23 protein-coding genes and 1 tRNA gene are annotated in these 21269 nt (G+C 67.9%); 13 read left to right on the plus strand and 11 right to left on the minus strand.

Features of this window, described 5'->3' with window-relative positions; genetic code table 11:
• Window positions 1-12: 12 nt before the first annotated feature.
• Together priS and ACOZ32_RS11170 are read left to right on the plus strand one after the other, a co-directional pair.
• The gene (gene priS, locus ACOZ32_RS11165; protein ID WP_205250820.1) at window positions 13-1188 is read left to right on the plus strand and encodes a DNA primase small subunit PriS; all 1176 of its coding nucleotides are present in this window, start codon (window positions 13-15) and stop codon (window positions 1186-1188) included.
• Entirely contained in the window at window positions 1185-2009 is an 825-nt protein-coding gene (locus ACOZ32_RS11170; RefSeq protein WP_010903072.1) for a hypothetical protein, read from the plus strand. The genes priS and ACOZ32_RS11170 overlap by 4 nt, the downstream gene beginning before the upstream one ends.
• A 93-nt stretch (window positions 2010-2102) precedes the next feature.
• Here the strand turns inward: ACOZ32_RS11170 and ACOZ32_RS11175 are convergent, their stop codons facing one another.
• Window positions 2103-4382: a CDC48 family AAA ATPase gene (locus tag ACOZ32_RS11175; RefSeq protein WP_205250821.1), complete on the minus strand. Its 2280-nt coding sequence runs from the start codon at window positions 4380-4382 to the stop codon at window positions 2103-2105.
• Window positions 4379-4627 (minus strand): DUF7127 family protein, encoded by a 249-nt coding sequence (locus tag ACOZ32_RS11180; RefSeq protein ID WP_424335219.1) that lies wholly within the window; start codon window positions 4625-4627, stop codon window positions 4379-4381. The genes ACOZ32_RS11175 and ACOZ32_RS11180 overlap by 4 nt, the downstream gene beginning before the upstream one ends.
• A gap of 141 nt (window positions 4628-4768) precedes the next feature.
• Here ACOZ32_RS11180 and ACOZ32_RS11185 point away from each other — a divergent pair, with 141 nt between their 5' ends.
• The 3 genes from ACOZ32_RS11185 (at window position 4769) to ACOZ32_RS11195 (ending at window position 9754) form a co-directional block, all read left to right on the plus strand.
• Window positions 4769-5566, plus strand: coding sequence for an alpha/beta fold hydrolase (locus tag ACOZ32_RS11185; RefSeq protein WP_205251962.1), 798 nt, complete (start codon window positions 4769-4771; stop codon window positions 5564-5566).
• Between the two features lie 364 nt (window positions 5567-5930).
• Entirely contained in the window at window positions 5931-7493 is a 1563-nt protein-coding gene (locus ACOZ32_RS11190; RefSeq protein ID WP_229373348.1) for a COG1361 S-layer family protein, read from the plus strand.
• 20 nt (window positions 7494-7513) lie between these two features.
• Complete coding sequence (locus tag ACOZ32_RS11195; protein ID WP_010903077.1) at window positions 7514-9754, plus strand: efflux RND transporter permease subunit; 2241 nt, start codon at window positions 7514-7516, stop codon at window positions 9752-9754.
• Window position 9755: 1 nt separating this feature from the next.
• On the opposite strand, the gene panB is transcribed toward ACOZ32_RS11195, so the two are convergent.
• Window positions 9756-10580 (minus strand): 3-methyl-2-oxobutanoate hydroxymethyltransferase, encoded by an 825-nt coding sequence (gene panB / locus ACOZ32_RS11200; RefSeq protein ID WP_205250825.1) that lies wholly within the window; start codon window positions 10578-10580, stop codon window positions 9756-9758.
• An 89-nt stretch (window positions 10581-10669) separates the two neighbouring features.
• Here panB and ACOZ32_RS11205 point away from each other — a divergent pair, with 89 nt between their 5' ends.
• Window positions 10670-10903, plus strand: coding sequence for a DUF5822 domain-containing protein (locus ACOZ32_RS11205; RefSeq protein WP_012289339.1), 234 nt, complete (start codon window positions 10670-10672; stop codon window positions 10901-10903).
• A gap of 3 nt (window positions 10904-10906) precedes the next feature.
• Here ACOZ32_RS11205 and ACOZ32_RS11210 read toward each other — a convergent pair whose 3' ends face one another.
• The gene (locus ACOZ32_RS11210) at window positions 10907-11425 is read right to left on the minus strand and encodes an HAD family hydrolase (RefSeq protein ID WP_012289340.1); all 519 of its coding nucleotides are present in this window, start codon (window positions 11423-11425) and stop codon (window positions 10907-10909) included.
• A 153-nt stretch (window positions 11426-11578) separates the two neighbouring features.
• Here ACOZ32_RS11210 and cysE point away from each other — a divergent pair, with 153 nt between their 5' ends.
• The gene (cysE, locus tag ACOZ32_RS11215; RefSeq protein ID WP_010903081.1) at window positions 11579-12094 is read left to right on the plus strand and encodes a serine O-acetyltransferase; all 516 of its coding nucleotides are present in this window, start codon (window positions 11579-11581) and stop codon (window positions 12092-12094) included.
• Between the two features lie 9 nt (window positions 12095-12103).
• On the opposite strand, the gene ACOZ32_RS11220 is transcribed toward cysE, so the two are convergent.
• Window positions 12104-13228, minus strand: a complete 1125-nt coding sequence (locus ACOZ32_RS11220; protein WP_010903082.1) for an acyl-CoA dehydrogenase family protein — start codon at window positions 13226-13228, stop codon at window positions 12104-12106.
• Window positions 13229-13292: 64 nt separating this feature from the next.
• On the minus strand, window positions 13293-13796 hold the full coding sequence (locus ACOZ32_RS11225) for a helix-turn-helix domain-containing protein (RefSeq protein WP_010903083.1): 504 nt from the start codon (window positions 13794-13796) through the stop codon (window positions 13293-13295).
• Window positions 13797-13882: 86 nt separating this feature from the next.
• Between ACOZ32_RS11225 and ACOZ32_RS11230 the strand changes: the two genes are divergently transcribed.
• From ACOZ32_RS11230 to ACOZ32_RS11250, 5 genes are all read left to right on the plus strand, one after another.
• Window positions 13883-15151, plus strand: a complete 1269-nt coding sequence (locus ACOZ32_RS11230) for a hypothetical protein (protein WP_205250826.1) — start codon at window positions 13883-13885, stop codon at window positions 15149-15151.
• 79 nt (window positions 15152-15230) lie between these two features.
• Complete coding sequence (locus ACOZ32_RS11235; RefSeq protein ID WP_010903085.1) at window positions 15231-15392, plus strand: DUF7560 family zinc ribbon protein; 162 nt, start codon at window positions 15231-15233, stop codon at window positions 15390-15392.
• 95 nt (window positions 15393-15487) lie between these two features.
• On the plus strand, window positions 15488-15946 hold the full coding sequence (locus ACOZ32_RS11240) for a pyridoxamine 5'-phosphate oxidase family protein (protein WP_010903086.1): 459 nt from the start codon (window positions 15488-15490) through the stop codon (window positions 15944-15946).
• Between the two features lie 53 nt (window positions 15947-15999).
• Window positions 16000-16647 (plus strand): DNA-binding protein, encoded by a 648-nt coding sequence (locus ACOZ32_RS11245; RefSeq protein WP_010903087.1) that lies wholly within the window; start codon window positions 16000-16002, stop codon window positions 16645-16647.
• Window positions 16648-16706: 59 nt separating this feature from the next.
• Window positions 16707-17111, plus strand: coding sequence for a winged helix-turn-helix domain-containing protein (locus ACOZ32_RS11250; RefSeq protein ID WP_010903088.1), 405 nt, complete (start codon window positions 16707-16709; stop codon window positions 17109-17111).
• A gap of 171 nt (window positions 17112-17282) precedes the next feature.
• On the opposite strand, the gene ACOZ32_RS11255 is transcribed toward ACOZ32_RS11250, so the two are convergent.
• Window positions 17283-17367, minus strand: a tRNA-Leu gene (locus tag ACOZ32_RS11255).
• A 117-nt stretch (window positions 17368-17484) separates the two neighbouring features.
• Between ACOZ32_RS11255 and ACOZ32_RS11260 the strand changes: the two genes are divergently transcribed.
• On the plus strand, window positions 17485-18054 hold the full coding sequence (locus ACOZ32_RS11260; RefSeq protein WP_010903089.1) for a DUF420 domain-containing protein: 570 nt from the start codon (window positions 17485-17487) through the stop codon (window positions 18052-18054).
• A 58-nt stretch (window positions 18055-18112) separates the two neighbouring features.
• Here the strand turns inward: ACOZ32_RS11260 and purF are convergent, their stop codons facing one another.
• The 4 genes from purF to ACOZ32_RS11280 form a co-directional block, all read right to left on the minus strand.
• The gene (gene purF / locus ACOZ32_RS11265; protein ID WP_205250827.1) at window positions 18113-19585 is read right to left on the minus strand and encodes an amidophosphoribosyltransferase; all 1473 of its coding nucleotides are present in this window, start codon (window positions 19583-19585) and stop codon (window positions 18113-18115) included.
• A gap of 205 nt (window positions 19586-19790) precedes the next feature.
• Window positions 19791-19967 (minus strand): 50S ribosomal protein L37e, encoded by a 177-nt coding sequence (locus tag ACOZ32_RS11270; RefSeq protein ID WP_010903091.1) that lies wholly within the window; start codon window positions 19965-19967, stop codon window positions 19791-19793.
• Window positions 19964-20146: an LSM domain-containing protein gene (locus ACOZ32_RS11275; RefSeq protein WP_012289341.1), complete on the minus strand. Its 183-nt coding sequence runs from the start codon at window positions 20144-20146 to the stop codon at window positions 19964-19966. The genes ACOZ32_RS11270 and ACOZ32_RS11275 overlap by 4 nt, the downstream gene beginning before the upstream one ends.
• Before the next feature lie 56 nt (window positions 20147-20202).
• Entirely contained in the window at window positions 20203-21264 is a 1062-nt protein-coding gene (locus ACOZ32_RS11280) for a M20/M25/M40 family metallo-hydrolase (protein WP_424335220.1), read from the minus strand.
• Between the last annotated feature and the right edge of the window lie 5 nt (window positions 21265-21269).

A 21269-nucleotide genomic window follows, 5' to 3' on the forward strand; every position in this document is an offset into this window, starting at 1 on the left:
TGCCGTCCCGACATGGAGGAACGGACCCGTGCGTATCTCCGGGGGCGGTTCGGCGACGTGTACCGCCGTGCGGAGATCGACCTCCCCCCGCGCGCCGACGACCGCGAGTGGGGGTATATCCCGTGGACTGCCGGCCCCGACACGACGATGGTTCGGCACAAATCCACGCTGGATCTGGGGTCGATGGCGTCGTTCCTCGAACGGAAATGCCCCCGGCACGTCTATTTCTCGGCGGGCACCTACGACGCTCCGGGGGCGGCGACGATGGACGAAAAACACTGGCAGGGCTCGGATCTGGTGTTCGACCTCGACGCCGACCACCTGCCGCGTGTCACCCTCGGGGAGGATTCCTACGCGGAGATGCTGTCGAAGTGCAAGGACGCACTGCTGCGGCTGCTCGATTTCCTCGAGCGCGATTTCGGGTTCGAGGAGCTGACCGTGACGTTCTCCGGCGGCCGCGGATACCACGTGCACGTCCGCGATGCGGGCGTCTACGAGCTCGGCAGCGAGGAGCGCCGGGAGATCGTCGATTACGTGCGCGGCAACGACCTGGCGTTGGAGACGCTGGTCGAGGCTGAACCCGTCGGCGGCCGCGGGCTAGAGAACCCCACCGAGAAGCGGATGCTGCCGGCCGACGGCGGCTGGGGCCGTCGGGTCACCACCCGCCTCGAAGCGTTCGCCGACGACCTCATCGAGCGCGGCGAGGACGACGCCGTGGCGACGCTCACGGAGTTCGACGGCGTCGGAGAGAGATCGGCGCGGGCCATCTACAACGTGGTCGCGGACAACACCACGGCGGTGAAGCGTGGAAACGTCGACGTGCATCCGGCGTTCCTGACGGTCGCGCGGCGCTACATCGACGAGACCGTCGCGGCCGAGCAGGCACCCATCGACGAGCCGGTGACCACCGACACGAACCGCTTGATCCGGCTGCCCGGATCGCTGCACGGCGGCAGCGGGCTGGAGGTGCAGCGCCTCGACCGTGCCGCACTCGATGACTTCGATCCGCTCGTCGACGCCGTTCCGGAGACGTTCGTCGGCCACGACATCACCGTCGAGCTACCCGCAGAGCACACCGTCGAGCTGCGTGGGGAAAACCTTACAGTCGGGCCGGGCGTGAGCACAGTTCCAGAGTACGCGGGTGTCTTCATGATGGCCCGCGGTACCGCCGAGAAGGCCACAGAATGAACTTAGACGACTTACGGGCGGCACAAACACAGGAGCGCGCGACCGACGGCCTGCAGGACCTCCAGGAGTCGTTTTACGCGGACGTCGCGGCGTTCATCGAGTCACTGAAAGACCGCCGCGACGACGCCGCGGCCGCGGCCACCGATCCGTTCGGCGATCCGGAGGTCCAGGAGCTCACGGACAAAATCGAGACCGCCGAGCAGGTCACGGAGGCCATCTACGAGCGCCGCATGGGGAAGCTCGTCAAGCAGGCCAGCCTCGCGGCCGCCGGGATGCCCGACGACCAGGGCGGGCTCACCGCCGAGGAGCGCGACCTGTACGGTGACCTGGTTGCCCGCATCGAGGACAACAAGGCGCACGTGCTCGACGTGATCGCGGGCGACGCGGCCAGTGCGCGTCCCGATGGCGACGACCCGGCCGATCCTGGCTCCCCGGCCCCGGACAGCGATGCCGGCGACACGTCTCCCAGGGACGCCAGCCCGCCGGCGGGCGGCTCCTCGGTGGCTGCCGCAATGGGCGGTGACGACGGCGGGACCCTCGACCCGCCACCGGCTCCGGAGCCCCCGGGGGACGGTGGGGCAGACCGGGTTGACACGACCACCGATGGCGGCGTGCAAAGCGAACCCGCAGACGACGCCGGCGTGCCCGACAGCGGCGACGCGGCGACCGCCCGGGTTCGTGTCCGAGTGACCGACACCGTCGGTGAGATCCTCGGCGTCGACGAGCGACCCTACGACCTCGAAGCCGGCGACGTGGTCACGCTCCCGGAGGCGAACGCCGACCCGCTCATCGAGAAAGACGCCGCCGAGAAGCTGGACTGAGGCCGGGCGGGCGACGGCCTGCTGTCGGTCGCTACGGGACGAGCGCAGCGTGCGTTCGGCACAGCCAGGCGTCGTTCCGGGGCGGCGCGTCGGTCAGTGGAACGCTCCGGACGCGGGTTCGTCGTCGGTCGGCGTGTCCGCGGTGTTGAACCGCTGTTCGATCTCCTCGTAGTTCTCCTTGACGTCCGCGTCGACGCTGGCCGTGACCTCCCCGAGCGCGGCCTCGAAGTGCGCCATCGTTACGCGGACGTTCCCCACGGAGTCGCTGGCGTCGGCGGGGTCGACGGAGTTGATGAACTCCCGGGTGGCGTTCATCGTGGCCTCCCGGACGAGCGCCTCCACGTCCGCGCCGACGAACCCGTCCATCCGCTGGGCCACGGCGTCGAGGTCGACGTCGTCCGCGAGGGGTTTGTCGCGCGTGTGCACGTCGAGGATCGCGCGGCGCGCGTCGGCGTCGGGCACCGGCACGTGGATGTGGCGGTCGAGGCGACCCGGCCGCAGCAGCGCGTCGTCGATGAGGTCCGGCCGGTTCGAGGTCGCAACCACGACCACGTCTTCGAGGGCCTCGATGCCGTCCAGTTCGGTGAGCAGCTGGGAGACGACGCGCTCGCCCACGCCCGAGTCGCTGGTTGCGCGCCCGCGCTGGCCCGCGATGGCGTCGATCTCGTCGAAGAACACCACTGTCGGGGCGTTCGACCGCGCCTTCTCGAACACCTCACGGACGCCCTTCTCGGACTCGCCGACGTACTTGTTCAGCAGCTCCGGGCCTTTCACGGAGATGAAATTCGAGTTCGCCTCGTTGGCGACGGCTTTCGCCAACAGCGTCTTGCCGGTGCCCGGCGGGCCGTACAGCAAGACGCCTTTGGCGGACTGGAGATCCATCTCGGAGAACACGTCCGGGTAGTCCAGGGGCCACTGGATGGTCTCCCGGAGGCGTTCTTTGGTGTCCGTGAGGCCGCCGACGTCCGCCCACGTGGTGTCCGGCACCTCCACGAACACCTCGCGGAGCGCGGACGGCTCGATGCCGTTCAGCGCGCGCTTGAAGTCGGCTTCCGTGATCGAGATGGATTCCAGGAGTTCGGCGTCGATCTCGTCGGATTCCAGGTCGATGTCCGGGCGCACCCGGCGCAGTGCGTTCATCGCGGCTTCCTTGGCGAGGCTCTCGATGTCCGCGCCGACGAAGCCGTGCGTGCTCTCGGCGTAGTCGTCGAGGTCGATGTCCTCGACCAGCGGCATGCCACGCGTGTGCACCTGCAGGATCTCCTTGCGGCCGTCCTGGTCGGGGACGCCGATCTCGATCTCGCGGTCGAAACGCCCGCCCCGGCGGAGCGCGGGGTCGATGGCGTCGACGCGGTTGGTCGCCGCGATGACCGTGACGTCGCCGCGGTCCTCCAGGCCGTCCATGAGGCTCAACAGCTGGGCGACCACGCGGCGCTCGACGTCGCCCTGGGTTTCGCCTCGCTTGGGCGCGATGGAGTCGAGCTCGTCGACGAAGACGATCGCGGGGGCGTTCTCCTCGGCCTCGTCGAAGACCTCGCGGAGCTTCTCCTCGCTTTCGCCGTAGTATTTGCTCATGATCTCCGGGCCGGAGATCGTCTCGAAGTGCGCGTCGATCTCGTTGGCGACGGCTTTCGCGATGAGCGTTTTGCCGGTGCCGGGTGGGCCGTGGAGGAGCACGCCTTTCGGCGGGTCGATGCCGAGTTGCTGGAAGAGCTCGGGGTGACGCATCGGCAACTCGATCATCTCCCGCACCTGTTCGAGTTCGCCGTCGAGGCCGCCGATGTCCTCGTAGGTGACGTTCGGCGTGGGGTCGCCGGTCTCGGCTGCCTCACCGGCCCCCGGCGCGATCTCTTCGGCGGGGCGCTCGGAGAGCTGGATTTCGGTGTCGTTGCTGACGACGACCGTGCCGCTGGGCTCGGTTTCGGCGATCTTGACCGGGATCTGCTGGCCGGAGATGGTGCTCATGCCGCCGAACCCGAACGAGATGGGGATGGTTTGCCCCGCGGTGACCGGGCGGCCGTTGAGCCGGTCACGAACCATCGGCGCGATGTTGCCGCGCACGCGAAGGTTCTGCGGGAGGGCAACGGTGACGCCGCCGGCGGGCTTGATGTCCGCGGGCTCGACGGTGACTTGATCGTCGATCCCGACGTCGGCCTCCTTGCGCAGCCGTCCGTCGATGCGGACGACGCCGTCGCCGTCGTCTTCGGGGTAGCCCGGCCAGACGCGGGCGACCGCGCGCCCGTGGTCGCCCTGGCCGTCGATAACCACGTAGTCGCCGTTTTCGAGCGCCAGCTCGTCCATGGAGTCGCGGTCGACGGCGGCGAGACCGCGACCTGCGTCCTTCTGTTTGAGTGGTTTGACCGTGAGTTTCATCGTGACACCTCGACTGTTACGACGCCGTTGTTGATGAAGGCCCGCGTTGAGTCACCGTCCGGAACGGGGAGTTCGTACTGGTCGGTCGGCGAATCGTCGCGGGTGACGATCGCGGTGTCCTGGACGACGTCGACAGCAACGCAGTCGTCGTCGACTCCGAGGTCGGCGGCGACGATCACCGCATCGCCGTAGTCGTAGCGTCGAACCAACGGACCCGATTCGGTGAGATGGGGTTTCGAAGTCATATTACTAACGTAAGGTAATCGTTCAGCACACTTAAACCCTTCGTCCAGTTGTGGGGGACGTGATGGGGTTTCCCGACGACAAGTAGAATTGCGGTTCACACCGTCGTAGGTCTTATGCCCTTGGTTGCTCTCGCCGCAACCATGGAGACGCTTGCCCACCACGGACGGTCGACAGCCTACCGCGTCCGTGGGTCCGCAGACGCACCCACCGTGTTGTTCGTCCACGGCAGCGGCGGCACCCACGCCGTCTGGAAAGCACAGCTGGCGCGCCTCGCGGACACGTATCGGGTCGCCGCCCTGGACCTACCGGGGCACGGCGACAGCGACGACATCGAAACCGACCCTGGCCCGGAGACGCTTGACGCGTACGCGGCGGACGTGCGCGCCGTCGCCGCCGATGTCGGTGCGTCCGTCCTGGTGGGGAACAGCCTCGGTGGTGCAGTCGTGCTCACTGCAGTCCTCGACGGAGGCGTTGAGCCGGCCGCCGTGGTGCTTGCCGGATGTGGCGCAACGCTCGCGGTCGCCGACTCGCTTCGCGCCTGGCTCGCCGGGGATGGCCCCGGGTTCGAGCGGGCACTGGCGTTCCTCCACGATAGCGGCCGGCTGTTCCACGACCCCGACGACCGCACGCTCGCCCTCTCGAAGGACGCAATGCGGGACTGCGGGCGCGCCGTCGTCAACCGCGACTTCCGGTCGTGTCACACCTTCGATGTCCGGACACGACTCTCGGAGATCGACAGCCCGGTGTTCGCGCTCACCGGTGATCACGACCACCTCACACCGCCCTCGGCCCACGAGTTCCTCGCGGAACACGTGCAGACAGGGGGGTGGACGACGCTCCCGGATGCCGCACACCTCTCGATGCTCGAAACACCCGACCAGTTCAACGACGCCCTCGATGCGTTTCTCAGTGACCCCGCGCTAGTGGGCCGCCGATAGCGGCGGCACTGCCGTGTGCGGCGAGTCACTTACCAAGCTACAGGCAGTATACGTTCCCGATGACACACGTCTCCGCGGTGGTTGCCTAGATGGGAACATTCATTTCCTCCCGACCGTTCGGTAGGCATAGAGGCCAAGCGGTTCGGCACCAGGGCACGACGACACGACCGACACAGTAGATCGGACCCTCACCGACTCACGCACGGCTCTTTCCGATGTCACAAACAACGCACTGAGATGAATTCCAACCGAAAACGTACTTCACGAAGACATGTTTGACTCCCAATCAGTAAGCAAACACGCATCGCGTATAACTGTTCTGGCCGTTGTGGTTCTCATCACGCTCTCGGCAGTTCCGTTGTCCGTGAGCGCGGCCGACAACACCGTCACGGGGAAGCCTGACATCTCGCTTTCCTCGCCTGACGGCCCTGTCGCCCCGGAATCCGCACACGCGTTCACCGTCACGGTGTCGAACTCCGGGACGCTGATCCAGGGCGGACAAGACCAATACGAGCGCGAGGTCCAAACGGCAGAGGCCCTCAAACTCGACATCGCGACGGAGAAACTGGACGCCAACATCACCCCGAAAAGCGGGACGTACACGATCAGCAGCCTCCCCAGCGGACAGGGCACTGATATCAAGTTCCAACTCGAAGTCGGAGACGTCGAGCCCGGGACGTACCGCATCCCGATCGACGTCGCCTACGAACACACGCGATCGGTTTCCTACGGCCGATTCCAGGAAGCCTCCCGCACGAAAACCGAGGAGGAATCCACCCAGTACGTCGATATCACCATCGAGGACCAGCCACAGTTCTCGATCGTCTCGCAGGGCGAAAACGAGATCTACGGCGGCGACACCGGGCAACTCTCGCTCGACGTCAAAAACACGGGCACCGAGACGGCGACCGACGCCTCGGTGCAGCTCAGCAGCCAGTCCCCGACGCTGTACTTCGGGCAAATGACCAGCCCCCAGCCACAGACCAGCGTGTACATTCCGGCGCTTGACCCCGGCGAAACAGCGAACATCTCCGCGAAAGTCGGCGCGGAATCCAACGCCGATGCCGGCGACTACCCGATCAACGCCGTCGTCGCCTACACCAACAGCAACGGCGTGACGCGGAAATCGCAGTCCCTGACCGCCGGCGTGTCCGTCCAGCCCGAACGCACGTTCGAACTCCGGAACGTCGAGACGGAGGGGTTCCGGGTCGACGAGTCCGACGCCGAGATCCACGGCGAAATCGTGAACACCGGCTCGGGATCCGCGAACAACGTCGCCGTCCGCCTGGGATCGATCCCGGGCATCGAGCCGACCAACGGGGAGTCCGCGGTGGGTGACCTCGGACCCGGCGAGTCCAAGCCCGTGTCGTTCACCGTCGCGATCCCAGGCTCCGCTGAGCCCGGCAGCAACTCCTTCCCGTTCAACGTCGAATACGAGAACGACAACGGTGACGTGCGGACGATCTCCAGTCCGCTGCGCCAACCCCTCGAAATCGGCGCCGAGCAAGACCCCTTCGAGGTCGTCAACGTGAGTACGTCGGTCTCCCCCGGCGGTAGCGACACGGTCGCGGTCTCCCTACGGTACCAGGGCGACGAGCCGGTGTCCGCCGCGAACGCCAAGCTGTTCGTGAGTGATCCGCTGTCGACGTCCGACGACGGCGCGTACCTCGGCGAACTGCAGCCCGGCGAAACCACCACAGCGACGTTCACCGCCAGCGCCGACAGCGCGGCGATCACCAAAGAGTACGACGCGTCGGTGGAAGTGCGCTACGACGAACCGGACGGTGACACGAAATACACGGACGGCCTCACGGTCGGGGTGCCGGTGTCGCCCCAGTCCGGCGGGCTCCCAGTGCCGCTGCCAGTCATCATCGGACTCGTTGTGGTCGTGGCTGGCGTGGGCTACGTCCTCTACCAGCGCCGGTGAGCGCAGCCTGGAACTAATCCATGCCCAAACTACGTAGTGCGTTCGCTTCGATTGGTGATCGCGTCCAAGCGCGGCCAGTCGCAACACTGCTCATCGCAGGACTGCTCATCCTGGTTGCGATCGGCGGCGCCGCACAGATCACGAGCGTCACCGGAGACGACGCGTTCGTCGGGAGCAACCCCACCTACGAAGCGTTCTCCGATTCGTTCGACCACGGGAACATCGCGGTGCTCATTCGGGGTGACATCACGGAGCCGTCGGCGATCGAGGCGATCGACCGCTACGACAGGCGGATGTCACAGACACAGGACGTGTATGCAGTGCGCAGCCCCGCCGACCAGGTGCGGGCTGCGTACGGCCGCATCCCGGACTCGAAGTCGAAAATCGAGTCCGTGATCGGGTCCCCCGATTACACCACGATCCAGATCGCCACCGATACCGACCTCACACAACAACAGCAACGCCCGATCTACACCGAGGCTGTGAGCACCAGCGACTGGGCGCGGTTCCCCGCCAGCGTGACCGCCACCGTCACGGGTGACGCGGCGTTCTCCGCGCAGCTCTCGACGGTCATCCAGCAGAGCACGCAGAAGCTGCTGGGGCTGGCAGTCGGCCTGATGGTGATCGCGTTGTTCTTCCTGTTCCGCGGGGTTCGACTCCGCCTGCTGCCCATCGTCGCCGTCTTCGTGGGCGTCATCTACACGTTCGGCGCGATCGGCTACGGCGGGATCCCGAACTCCACGATGACGAGCGCGGTGTTCCCCATCCTGATCGGGCTGGGGATCGACTACTCCGTGCAGTTCCACGAGCGGTACGAAGAGGAACTAGAGACGCATCCGCCCCGCGAGGCGCTCCCGAACGCCCTCGGCGGGGTTGGGCCGCCGGTCCTCATCGCGATGCTCGCGGCAGCCCTCGGGTTCGGTGCGACCTGGGTGTCGACGTCCTCGCCGGCGATCATCTGGTTCGCACAGACGTCCATCCTCGGCGTGTTGCTCACGTACGCCGCCGGCATCCTGGTGTTGCTCGCCGGGCTGACGATCTACATCCGGCGCTGGGGCGACGACAGTCCGGCGGCGGCCGACGGCGGAGACCCCGAGGCCGCGCACGCTGAGGTCGACGAGGACTCGCGTATCGGCCTCGTGGGGTCGACGCTCGGCCGGACGTCGCGGATCCTCGCAAGCCACCCGATGACGGTGCTTGCGATCGCGCTCGTCCTGTCGGGCGTCGGCTTCCAGGTCGCCAGTTCGCTGGGGACGCTCGCGGACACCGAAGAGTTCATCCCCCAGGACTTGCCCGCGTACGTCGACCTCCAGCAGTTCCGCTCTCAGACCGGTGGCGGAACGAGCACCAGCTACGACGTGCTCGTCACCGGCACCCACCTCAAACACCCTGAGACGTTGCGCTGGATGGACGGCCTCAACGACGTTGCCACACAAGCCCCACTAGTCGAAGGCGTGGACACGCCCGCTGGGGCTGTGAAACAGTACAACGGCGGTGAGATCCCGCGCACGACCAGTGGCGTCGAGCGCGTCCTCGCGCAGATGCCGACCGAGCAGCGCCAGCGGTATTACAACGACGGGCGCGCACACATCACCGTGGCGTCCCCACAGGACATGACCACCGGGCAGGTGTTGTCGTTCCTGGAGAACTCACAGGAGTCACTGGATTACAGCAACCCGCCGCCGGGAGTTACTGCTGAGGTCACCGGCACGTCGTCGATCGCGGTGCCGTCGATCATCGACCAGATCAACTCGCGGAACACCACGACCGGCCTGGGCATCCTGTTCGTGTTCGCGCTCCTCGGGTTGTACTACCGGGACCTCGTGAAGGCGGTGGCACCACTGGTGCCGATGGTGTTCGTCATCGGCTGGCAGAACATCTACATGCTCGCGCTGGACATCCCCGTGTCGCCGCTGGGTGCCAGCCTGGGCGCGATGACCGTCGGCATCGGCGCCGAATACACCATCATCGTCATGGAGCGCTACTACGAGGAGAAACAGCACAACGGCTACGGTCGCCTCGACGCCGTGGAGATCGCGGCCAGCCGCGTCGGAAAAGCCATCACCGTCTCCGGGATGACGACGGTGTTCGGGTTCTCGGCGCTGATCCTGTCACCGTTCCCGGTGCTCAGCAGCTTCGGGTTCCTGACCGTCGGCGTGATCTTCCTCACGCTGATCGCGTCACTGGCGACGCTGCCCCCGACGCTGGTGGTGCTCGATGGGCTGGCCGAGCGGGTCGCGGCGTTCCGCGCCGCCGACTAGCTCAGTACACGTCGTCGACGTCGTCGGCGACGTGGCTGTGCTCGGCCGCCGGGAACGACCCGGATTCGACCGCGTCGACGTAGTCGTCGACCGCGGTCGCCATTTCTCGGTTCACGTCCCCGAACTGCTTGGAGAACGGCGGGCTGCGTTCTGACATCCCGATCACGTCCGAGATCACGAGCACCTGGCCGTCGGTGTCCGGCCCCGCGCCGATACCGATGGTCGGGATGTCGATGGCGTCGGTGATGTCGGCGGCGACGTTCGCCGGCACGTGTTCGAGCACGAGCGCGAACGCGCCGGCGGCCTCGTGGTCGCGCGCCAGATCCAGCATGCGCTCGGCGCTGTCCTGGTCGGTGCCCTGCCGGAAATACCCCCCGAGCTGGTTGACGTGCTGGGGGGTCAACCCGAGGTGCGCCATCACGGGAATCCCCAGCGACGTGAGCGTCTCGGTCAGCGACACCGTGTGCGGCCCGGATTCGAGTTTCACCGCGTCGGCGTCCTCCTCTTTGAGCATGCGGCCGGCGTTTCGCACGCTCTCGGTCTCGTCGGCGCCGAAGCTCAGAAACGGCATGTCCGCGACGACGACCGCGTCCGCGGTGGCGCGTGCGACCGCGCCGGTCGCCGACGCGATCTCGTCGACGGAGACGGGCAGCGTCGTGTCGTATCCGAGCTTCGCGTTCCCGACGCTGTCCCCGACCAGGATCATGTCGACGCCGGCGTCGTCGACCACCGACGCCGTGGGGGCGTCGTACGCGGTCAGCATCGTCACCGGGTCGGTTTCCTCGTCGGTGCTGCCCGCACGCCGCACTGAATTCACCGTTGGCATACGACGATGTCGGTGGGTCGCGGTGTTAAACGTATGCGACGCGGCACCGTGACGGGAGAGTTAAGCACACCGCGACCATCTAGACCGGTGTGCCGGAACTGGAAGCACGCACCGACCCGGACGGCGTCGACTACGCGTGGGTGATGCAGACCACGTTCGTCGTCACCATCGTCGTCGGGGCCCCCATCGTGACTGCGCTCTCGACGGGCTACTCACTCCCCACGTGGGCCTCCCGCGTGTCGTTTGCCGTGCGCATCGGCGCGATCATCTGGTTTCTGACCGCGGTCACTGTCTTCGCGTACGCGCGCCGCCACGCTGCGTGACCGCTACACCCACTGGAAGTCAGCGCCGGCGCGCTCGGCGGTCGTCTCGTCGGACGCCGAATCCCCGACGAACAGCGTGTCAGCGGGGGCCACACCGAGTTCGGTTGTGACCCATTCGAGCGCCCGCGGGTCGGGCTTCATCGCGGGTGTCGTGTCCCGGCCCGCGACGACCGCGACCGCGTCCGCGAGCTCGTGGGCGGCTAAGGCGCGCCGGCAGGCCGCCTCGGCGTTCAGCGAGCACACACCGACGGGGACGTCGCGGGGGATGTCGTCGGCCGCGGGAAGCCGGGCGGCCGTGTCCGCGCCCGCGAGTTCGTGCTCGGTGATGATGTCGTCGACCGCCGTTCTGACGCCGGCGTCATCGGCGGTCGCCAACACCGACCACATGTCGGCGTCCGTGGTCTCCCGGCCGGCCTCACGGAGCACGCGGGACACCTCGGTTTTGACCGCCGCCCAGTCGACGTTCAAGCGCACGAGCGTGCCGTCGAGGTCGTAGACAACCGCCTCGTAGCCGCCTGTCACGGCACACGGTTCGCCCCCGTCGCGGTTAGTGGCTTCGGTGGTCGAAGCGGGCACGCCACCTCGGGGGACTTTTCCCCGGGGCTGCCCGAGGATACCGCATGCACGACACCAGCATCACACGCAACCGCCCGCCGTGGCCGTTCGACACATCGAATGTACGCACGCATCCGTGAGGACGTCCGTGCGATGCGGCGACGGGACCCCGCAGCCGGGAGTCGCCTCGACGTCGCGCTCACGTATCCCGGCCTGCACGCCGTCTGGGCGCACGTCTTCCTCGCCGGCCCGCTGTACGACCGGTGGCCGACCGCCGGCCGCCTGGTCGCGTACTGGGTGCGGCTGCTCACTGGCATCGAGATCCACCCCGACGCCGACATCGGCCGCCGGGTCACCATCGATCACGGCCACGGCGTCGTCATCGGCGAAACGGCAGTCGTCGGCGACGACGTGCACATGTACCACGGCGTCACGCTGGGGGGCAACGACTCCCGGCCGGTCGACCGACACCCCACGGTGCGCGCCGGCGTGACGCTGGGCGCGAACGCGACGCTGCTCGGTGACATCGAAATCGGCGCGAACGCCAGCGTCGGCGCGGCGTCGGTCGTCACCGACGACGTGGCGGCCGGCGCAACGGTGACCGGCGTGCCCGCACAGCGGGTCGACGACGCGTAGCCGCGGTGGTCAGTCGATCAGGCCGCGCGCGATGACTTCCTTCTGGATCTCGGAGGTCCCCTCGTAGATGGTCGTGATCTTCGAGTCGCGGTAGAACCGCTCCACGTCGAAGTCCTTGGTGTAGCCGTAGCCGCCGTGGATCTGGACCGCCTCGTTGGTCACGTCGACGGCCGCCTCGCTGGCGAAATACTTCGCCTTCGCGGCCGCGGTCTGGTGGTCCTCGCCGGCGTCGGCCATCCGTGCGGCGTCCCGGGAGAGCAGGCGGGCGGCCTGCACTTGGGTTTCCATGTCCGCGAGCTTGTGCCGGATGGTCTGGATCTCGGAGATCGGCTGGTCGAACTGCTCGCGGTCGTCGGCGTACGCGAGCGCCGCGTCGAGGGCGGCCTGGCTCAGGCCCACGGCCTGGGAGGCGATCCCGATCCGGCCGCCCGTGAGGATGTGGAGCGCGGCCGACAGCCCGCGGCCCGCCTCTGTGAGCTGGTTGCTGGCCGGAATGCGGCAGTCGTCGAACAGCAACGACGTGGTGTCGCTGGCGCGCAGCCCGAGTTTGTCCTCCTTGGGGCCGACCGTGAGGCCGTCGGCGTCCTTGGGCACGAGGAACTGCGTGATCTTGTCGTCGTCCCCGTCGATCTTCGCGAACACGATGACGACGCCCGAGCGCTTCCCGTTCGTGATCCACTGCTTTTTCCCGTTGAGCACGAACTCGTCGCCGTCGCGGCGCGCCGTGGTGGACATCTGTGCGGGGTTCGAACCGGCGTCGGGCTCGGACAGCGCGAACGCGCCGACCGGGCGGCCGTCGGCCATCTCCGGCAGCCACCGCTCCTGTTGGTCGTCGTCGCCGAACTCCGCGATGCAGGAGGTCGCCAGGCAGTGCACCGACAGCGCGGTTGCGACGGACAGCGCGCCGTACGCGAGCTGTTCGTTGACGACGCTGTAGGTCAGCGAGTCCACGTCCAGGCCGCCGTACGACGCCGGCGTCGTCATCGCGGTGACGCCGAGCTCCCCGAGGTCGTCCCAGACCTCTTCGGGGAACGACTGTGTGCGGTCTGCTTCGGCGGCCACCGGACGGATCTCCTCGACGGCGAACTCGCGGACGGATTCGCGCATCCGACGCTGCTCGGCGGACAAGTCCATACACCCTCTCGTGGGTGCTGTCGAAAAAAGCTGTCTGGTTTCCGGGCTGTCCGGCGTGGCGTGGTCAGTCGTCGCTGAGCTGGACGTCGAGGAAGTCCTCGAGCGCGGCGATGACCGACCCGCCGACGTTGGCCTTCGTGGCACGGGCCTGCTCGACGGCCAGCACGTCCGCGTCGTCGATCTCCAGTTCCGCGGCGAGCTCCGACCGCTGGAGGCCGGCGTCCTGGCGGGCGCGCACGACGCGTTCGCCGTAATCGGAGACCAGGTACGGCAGCTGGTCGGTTTCGTAGTTCGTGCCGTCTTCCTCCCAGTGGCTGGAGTCCCCGCGTGTCACCGCGTCGAACTGTTGGGCCTGGTTTTCAACGGCGCGCTGCGTCCGGTCGGCGTCGGCGGCGTCTCCGTCGGCGTCGGCGGCTGCGCTCTCGTCGTGGCTCGCGCAGTCCGGGCAGACGGTGAGCTCCGCCCCGGCGACGTTTGCATCCTGCAACGAGTCGGCGGTCGACCCACAGAGCTCGCAGGCCTGCCCACCGCCCCCGCTGCCGGCGCCACCGGTCGAGTACTTCGGCATGCGTTGCCGTACGTGGGCGATGTTATTTTAATACCCGGTTTGTGACCAAGCCATACCTAAGTACGAGGAGGCGAAAGCCACCCGATATGCGCGGGGAGTTCGCCGATCACGTGTATCTCGCGGCGCTTCACAGCCCCGAGTTCACCGACGCGTTCGGCGCTGACTACACGACGGCCGTTGAACCGCCGCGGGTATCGTCGCTGGTGCGGTCGCTGTCCGACACGCACGCGTGGGCGACGCGGGAGACCAACGTGGTTGCCGACCTGGAGCGCGGTGATTACGTTGTCTTCCACCGCGAGTGGGGCGTGCGCGCTGTCGGCCAGGTGTGGTCGGTGAGCGTCGACAGCGACGACGTCGCACGGCACACGGCGCTCACCGATCCGGCGGGCGGATGGGGCGTGGTCACGCTCACGAACGTCCAGCCGGCCCTGGATCACGTGTCGCTGAAATCCCTGGGGATCGACGACGTGCGCACGTCGCGGTCGCTGTACCGGCTCAGCAACGACGGCACGACCGCCGACCTGTCCGGGCGCTACAGGACGGCGGCGCGGTTCGTCGAGGAGCTCGTCGAGAACCCGCTGGCGTTCGACGTGCCACCGGGCGGAACGCCCCCTGACAGGCGGCCCGCGCCCCCGGGGCAGGCCGGCGGTGGCGTGTCACTGCTCGACACCCCCGTGGAAGCCCACTTGGACGCGCTCGACCGGGTGCGGGCGACGGCGTGGCGGGTGCTGGCGTTGGGGGTGGTCCTGCTCGCGGCGACGCTCGGCGTGGTCGAGCGGTATCGGGTGGCTCCCGAGGAGCCGTTCGCGTTCACGCCCGCCGTCTGGGTGGGCGTCGGCGCGCTGGCTGTCGGCGCGGCGCTCGCGACCGGCGTTGTGGTGCATGGCTCGCTCCGACCGCGCCCCGGGCTGCCGACGTTCACGCGCGAGCAGACGGGGGCCGTCGAGCGCGCGGGCGTGACGGACCGCGACAGCGACGCCGCCGGGCACGCGGCTGCGACCGCGGCGGCGTACTGCTCGCACATCCACGCCATCACTCGCCGCCTCGGAGCGGCAACCGGGACGGCGGCCGTCGGCGTCCTGGCGGGGGCGGTCTATCTCGCGTACGGGCTCGGCGCGCAGGTCACCACCGCCATTCGGCCGCTGTCCGTCGTTGCCTTTGTCGGGTTCCCGGCACTGATCGTGGCGGCGTTGGGGTACGCGTTCGCCGTCCACACCGACCACCGCCTGCGCTCCGTTTCCGTCGGCGAGCTGTCGGCGTCGCTGCCGGCGGTGCCACGGATGGGGGCAGCCGTCACCGCCCGCGTCCGCGCGCTCACACGCCGGCTGTTCGCGTTCGCCGAGCGCCACCGGTAGCCTGTGGCGGCGTGCGTTTCCCAGTGCACTGGAACCAGGGCGGGCCATTTATCCCAGTCTGTCGAATACCAATTCACCGATGAGCGCCAGCGAGGACATCGTGTTCACGTGCCCCCACTGCGGGGAGACCATGACGGTCAACCCCGCGATGCGGGACGCCCTCTTCTCGAACGGGTGTGTTGTCTGCGGGGCGGCCGTCGACGGCGATGCGTTCGCGCCGGCCGAGCAGTCGTGTACGTAACCCCTGCGCTGGCGTCGCCCGCGCGTGCAGCGCCGTTCGCGCGGCGCGGATGGCCAAATATAAAGATTCCCACCGGTAAGTGGAGGCACTGACCAATGGCCCTGGACCAACAGACCGAGCTGTCGCGGGCGGAGACGGACGCCGTGCTCGCCCGCAACGAAACCGGGGTGCTGTCGTTGGCGCGTGGCGACGAGCCGTACGCGATCCCGATCTCGTACGGTTACGACGCCGAGTCGCGAACCGTCTTCCTACGCCTGGTCTCGACGCCGGACAGCGAGAAGCGGGCGTTCCTCTCGTCGTCGCCGGCGGTGCGGCTGGTCGTCTCCGAGGAGTCGCCGCCCGAGTACCGGAGCGTCGTCGCTCAGGGGACGCTCACCGAGATCTCGACCGACGAGATGACCGTCGAACGCATCGAGCAGTTCGGGGACGCGAAACGCCCGCTGTTCGAAATCTGGGGGGCTGACAAGCCCGACCTCCGCATCCAGTTGTACGAGTGTGACGCCACCACGATCAGCGGCCGCTGCATCGAGTTGGATCACGCGGCATACGCCTAACGGCACCGCGTCTCCCGTGGATTCTTGTACCGGCACGCGCCTCGTACTCGTAGATGCCCGCTGGGATTCGTGTCACTGTGTCGTTCCCACGGCCACCGGTGTGTCCGATCGCGGTGCTCTCGGAGCGCGCAAACACCACGATCACGAACGTCTCGACGAGCATCGCGGCCGACGGCGCGCCGGTCACGGAGTTCTTGATCGACGCCGACGCGGTCCCCGACGATTACGACCGTGACCCCGTGTTCACGTACACCGACCGCCACCTGTATCGTGTTCGCCACGACGCCGAGGCGGCGTGTCCCTGTGTCTGCTTGGGCGCACACGACACGCCGGTGAACCGGTATCGGGCCCGCGACGGCGAGCTCCAGATCGTGTTTCACGGCCGCGAGTTCGACACCGTCCAGGCGATCGTCGGGGAGCTTCGCGCGGAGTTCGCCGACATCGACATCCAGCGCCTGGTCCGCGCACCCACGGGGACCGCCGCCCAGGACACCGCGTTCGTCGACCGTGGCCAGCTCACCGACCGCCAACTGGAGGTGTTGACGACCGCCTACGAGGCGGGCTACTTCGAGCGCCCCCGCGGCGCGACCGCGCAGGCGCTGGCCGACGACCTCGGGATCGCGCCGTCGACGTTCACCGAGCACCTGCTCGCCGCACAGCGCAAACTCCTGGGGGACGCCCTCGAAACCGACGGCACTTAAACCACCCCCGTTGTTGGGGGGTGCAATACCTCCCCGGGTAGGTATTCCGATGAGATACAATGAGTCAGTCGCAGCTGGCAGCACCATCCCGGACGGCCGACGACGACGACAGCGATATCACCGCGACCGGCGAGCTCATGCAGCGGATCCTCGACGCCTTCGACGACGCCGAATGCCGGCAGATCCTCGAATCCACCGACGATGCCGCGTTGACTGCCGGCGAGATCGCCGATGAATGTGATCTCCCGTCCTCGACCGCCTACCGCAAGATCGACCGCCTCACCGAGGCCGGACTGCTCTCGGAGACGCTCCGCATCCGCCGCTCGGGGAAACACGTCAGCGAGTACACCTGCACCGTCGACGACGTGACGCTCTCGGTCAGCCACAACGGCGTCGAAGCAACCCTCTCGTGTACGCCGACGGACGCCGGCACCGCCGGTCCCGCACAGCCGTTTGCGGACTGACTCACGGACCAGGTTCTCCGAGGCGTGGCCGCCAGGAACGGTAGTCGCTGGGCTGTACGAATCGACGCCAGTAGGAAATTGTGCGTGGGTGATGTCCCGGGAGGGGAAATCACCGTGCATCGCAGCGCCACGTGTGGTGTGGCAGGCGGTGGGAACAACCCACCAGTGCGATGCGTGGGACCGGATTCGAACCGGCGAACCTCTACAGGACAGCGCCCTCAACGCTGCGCCTTTGACCTAGCTCGGCTACCCACGCTCGCGTACGGTTGCTGCTGCACTCAGTGGTACCCGCCCCCGAATTAAAACCCCTGCGATTCGCGCTCGGCGCGTGAGACCGCGACACGGAACCGATTTGGTGGGCCACGCGTAACCCATGGGCATGGCTGACGGATTCGTTCGGCGTCACGTCGCCGGGCTGGCGGCGGTCCTCGGCGTGGCCTCCATCGCGGTCGTCGTGGCTGCCGTCCGTGGGGTCATCCCGGCGGGCGTGCTCCCACAGGCACCGGCCTGGTTCATCGGCGCGATCCCGCCGCTGAACGCAGTGATCAGTGCGGCTGCCATCGGCACCATCCTCGCGGGGTGGCGCTGGATCCGGCGCGGCGACGTGGCCAAACACCGCGCGGCGATGGCGACGACGACCCTGCTGTTCGTGGCGTTCCTGGGGCTGTACCTCTACCGGCTCGTCGTCCACGGCACCACCGCGTTCCCGACGACGGGGGCGGTCTACACGTTCGTCTACCTGCCGGTGTTGATCATCCACATGGGGTTGGCGATCGCCTGCATCCCGCTGGTCTACTACGTGCTCTTGTTGGCTGGCACGCGCCCGGTCAGCGAGATCTACGACTCGAACCACGCGCGGGTGGGCCGCGTCGCCGCTTCCCTGTGGCTCGTGTCGTTCGCGCTCGGCATCGTCGTCTACCTCATGCTGTACGTCCTCTACTGACCGCTGCCCCGCTGTGCATCGCGAAACCCGTGGCGGTTCCCGGGGCTGGTGAGCGCGGTCAGTCGTCGCTGGACGGCGTGACTGTCGGGCGCTCGGCGTCCCGGTCGGTCGCCTCGCCGTCGACGTCGTATGGGTACGCGCCGGTCACACACCCCGCGCATATGTCGGCTTCGCTCTTCCCGATGGCCGCCGTGACCGCGGACAGCGGGAGATACGACAGCGAGTCCGCGCCGATCTCCGCCGCGATCTCGTCGGCCGTCCGGTCGGCGGCGATGAGCTCCTCGCGGGTCGCCATGTCGATGCCGAAGTAACACGGGGCCTGTATCTGGGGGGCGCCGATGCGCACGTGGACCTCGGTTGCGCCCGCGTCTCGGACCAGATCAACGAGCTGGCTGCTGGTCGTGCCCCGTACGATGGAGTCGTCGATGATCGTGACCGACTGCCCCTCGACGGTGGACTTGATGGGGTTGAGCTTGAGCCGGACGGCGCGCTCGCGGGCCTCCTGGGTGGGCATGATGAACGTGCGGCCGACGTACCGGTTTTTCATCAACCCCTCGGCGAACTCCACGTCGCTCCCGTCTTCGGTGGCGGCGTCGGCGTAGCCGGACGCGAACGCCCGCCCGGAGTCGGGGACGGGCACCACGACATCGCTTTCGACGCCGGTCTCGTGCCACAGTTGGCGGCCGAGGTTGCGCCGGACCTCGTAGACGAGTTCGTCGTCGATGACCGAATCCGGGCGCGCGAAATACACGTACTCGAAAAAGCAGTGGGCGGTGGTGTCGCGGTCGACGAGCTGGTGGGCGGAAAACCCCGTGCCGTCGTCGTCGAGGACGATCGCCTCGCCGGGACGGACGTCACGGACGACATCGCCGCCGATGGTGTCGATCGCGGCGGACTCGCTGGCGATGACGTAGCCGTCCTCGACGGTCCCCAGCACCAGCGGGCGGTTCCCCCGTGGGTCCCGGACGCCCAACACGGTGTCGTCGTGCATGATGGTCAGCGAGTACGACCCGTGGATGCGCTCCATGGTCCGCTCGACGGCGTCCACGAGGTCGGCGTCGAGGAGGTTGCGCGCGAGGTCGTGGGCGATGACCTCGGTGTCGCCGTCGCTGGTGAACGCGTGCCCGCTTGCCGCGAGGTCCGCGCGCAACTCGTCGGCGTTGACGAGGTTGCCGTTGTGGCTCAGGCCGAGCGCACCGCCCTTGAACGACACCGAGAACGGCTGCGCGCAGGACTTGTCGACGCTCCCCGCGGTCGGATAGCGGACGTGGCCGATGGCGGCCGAACCGTGCAGCGCGTCGATGTCCGCTTCGTCGAAGGCGTCACCCACCAGCCCCATGCCGACGTGTTGGTGTTGCTGGAAGCCGTCGTGGGCGACGATGCCCGCCGACTCCTGGCCGCGGTGCTGGAGGGCGTACAGCGCGTAGTACGTCGGAAGCGCGGCGTCACGGGCCGACAGTGAGGCACCGACGACCCCACATTTCTCGGTTGGATGGTCACTCATGGGTCCGTCCGCGGGGCCGCCTGACATACCTCCCGCTTGCGGACACCATAGGGTAAACCTTCCGCAACCGTGTCGAATACACGCCCCGATCGCCGTGAAGTATGCACAACACTGCAGTGAGGGGTGTGTTCAGCACCCATGGGTGGGGGTAGAGACGGACGACTCGGCGAACCGGGCGCGATCACGGACCAGTGGCTGTCCGGACCGGAACGAAACGCGGAGAAAGAACTGCTTAGTTGTCGCCGGTCTTGCCCTGCCACTCGTAATCCCGGCGCTTGGCGGAAGCACCGAAGCCGCAGGAACTGCAGACCTTCTTCTTCGTGTGGTAGGACTTCTCACCGCAGCGTCGGCACTTCGTGTGCGTCGTGGTGTTCTTCTTCCCCTGGCTCGGGGTTCCTGCGCCAGTCATGGTTTGATGGTGACGACGTTATCGCCACGGATAATCGTTGTGTCTTCGCCCTCAATGACGACGTTCATGTGCTGGTCGTAGCCCGTCAGCACGCCGGTGAACTCGTCGCCGTCCTTCAGGCGGACGGTGACGGTTTCTTCGAGTGACTCCTCCAGCACATCCAGTGGTCGGCCGCTCATGTACCTACCGCCGGTGGTGGCATCCATAAGCGTACCGGACCGCTCCCAACGGACGCTCAGACCGAGACCGCAAACGAGTCCCGGTCCCCGGCGTGGTCGGCGAACGCCGCGAGCACGTCCGCCCCCGCAGCGAGGTCCGCCAGGTCAACGACCTCCGCCGGCGTATGCATATACCGGTTCGGGATCCCCAGGTCGGCGGTCGGCACCCCGCCACCCGCCGTCCCGAACGCGTCGGCGTCCGTGCCCGTCGAGATCCGGTGGGCGGCGACCTGCAGCGACGCCCCGGCGTCGGCTGCGGCGTCACGGAGCGCGGACACCACCACGGGGTGGTTCGTGCCGCCGCGCATCACCACGGGGCCGTCGCCGAGTGCGACCGTGCTCGCGCGCTCGGCCGGATACATCGGATCGTCGGCGGCGTGGGTCACGTCGGCGGCGACCACGGCGTCCACGTCGAGGTCGAACCCAACCATCTGTGCGCCGCGGGTGCCGATCTCCTCGTGGACCGTGCTCACTGCGTACACCGTCGCGTCGACGTCGCGTTCGACGGTGCGCCGGAACCCCTCGGCGGCCACCCACAGCCCGGTGCGGTTGTCGAGGCTGCGCGCGTTCAGCCGGCCGCCGGCCAGCTCCCGGGGCTCGGAGACGAGCACCCCCGGATCGCCCACGGACACACGGTCACGAGCGTCGTCGCCGTCCGCCGCCCCGATGTCGACGTACTGCTCGGTCACCGACGGCGCGGCGCCGTCCTCGCTGTGGTCCCGCAGATGAACCGCCGCCTGCCCGATGACCCCGTTGACGGGGCCGTCGTCGGTCTCGATCCGGACCTGGCTGCCCCGCGTCACGGACGCATCCAGCCCGCCGATCGGGGCGATCCGAACGAACCCCGCCTCGGTGATCTCGGCCACCGCGAACCCGATCTCGTCGGCGTGCCCGGTGAACGCCACCGCGGGCGCGTCGCCCTCGGCGACGGCCACGGCGTTCCCGTAGGCGTCCGTCTCCACGCGGTCGGCGTACTGCGAGACGTACTCCACCCACACGCGCTGTGCGGCCGCCTCATGGCCGGTCGGGCTGTGGACTGCGAGCAACTCATCCAGGAACGCGCGACGCGCATCGTCCATACGCG

The sequence above is a fragment of the Halobacterium sp. MBLA0001 genome (genome assembly GCF_049705385.1).
GTDB classification, from domain to species: Archaea; Halobacteriota; Halobacteria; order Halobacteriales; family Halobacteriaceae; genus Halobacterium; species Halobacterium salinarum.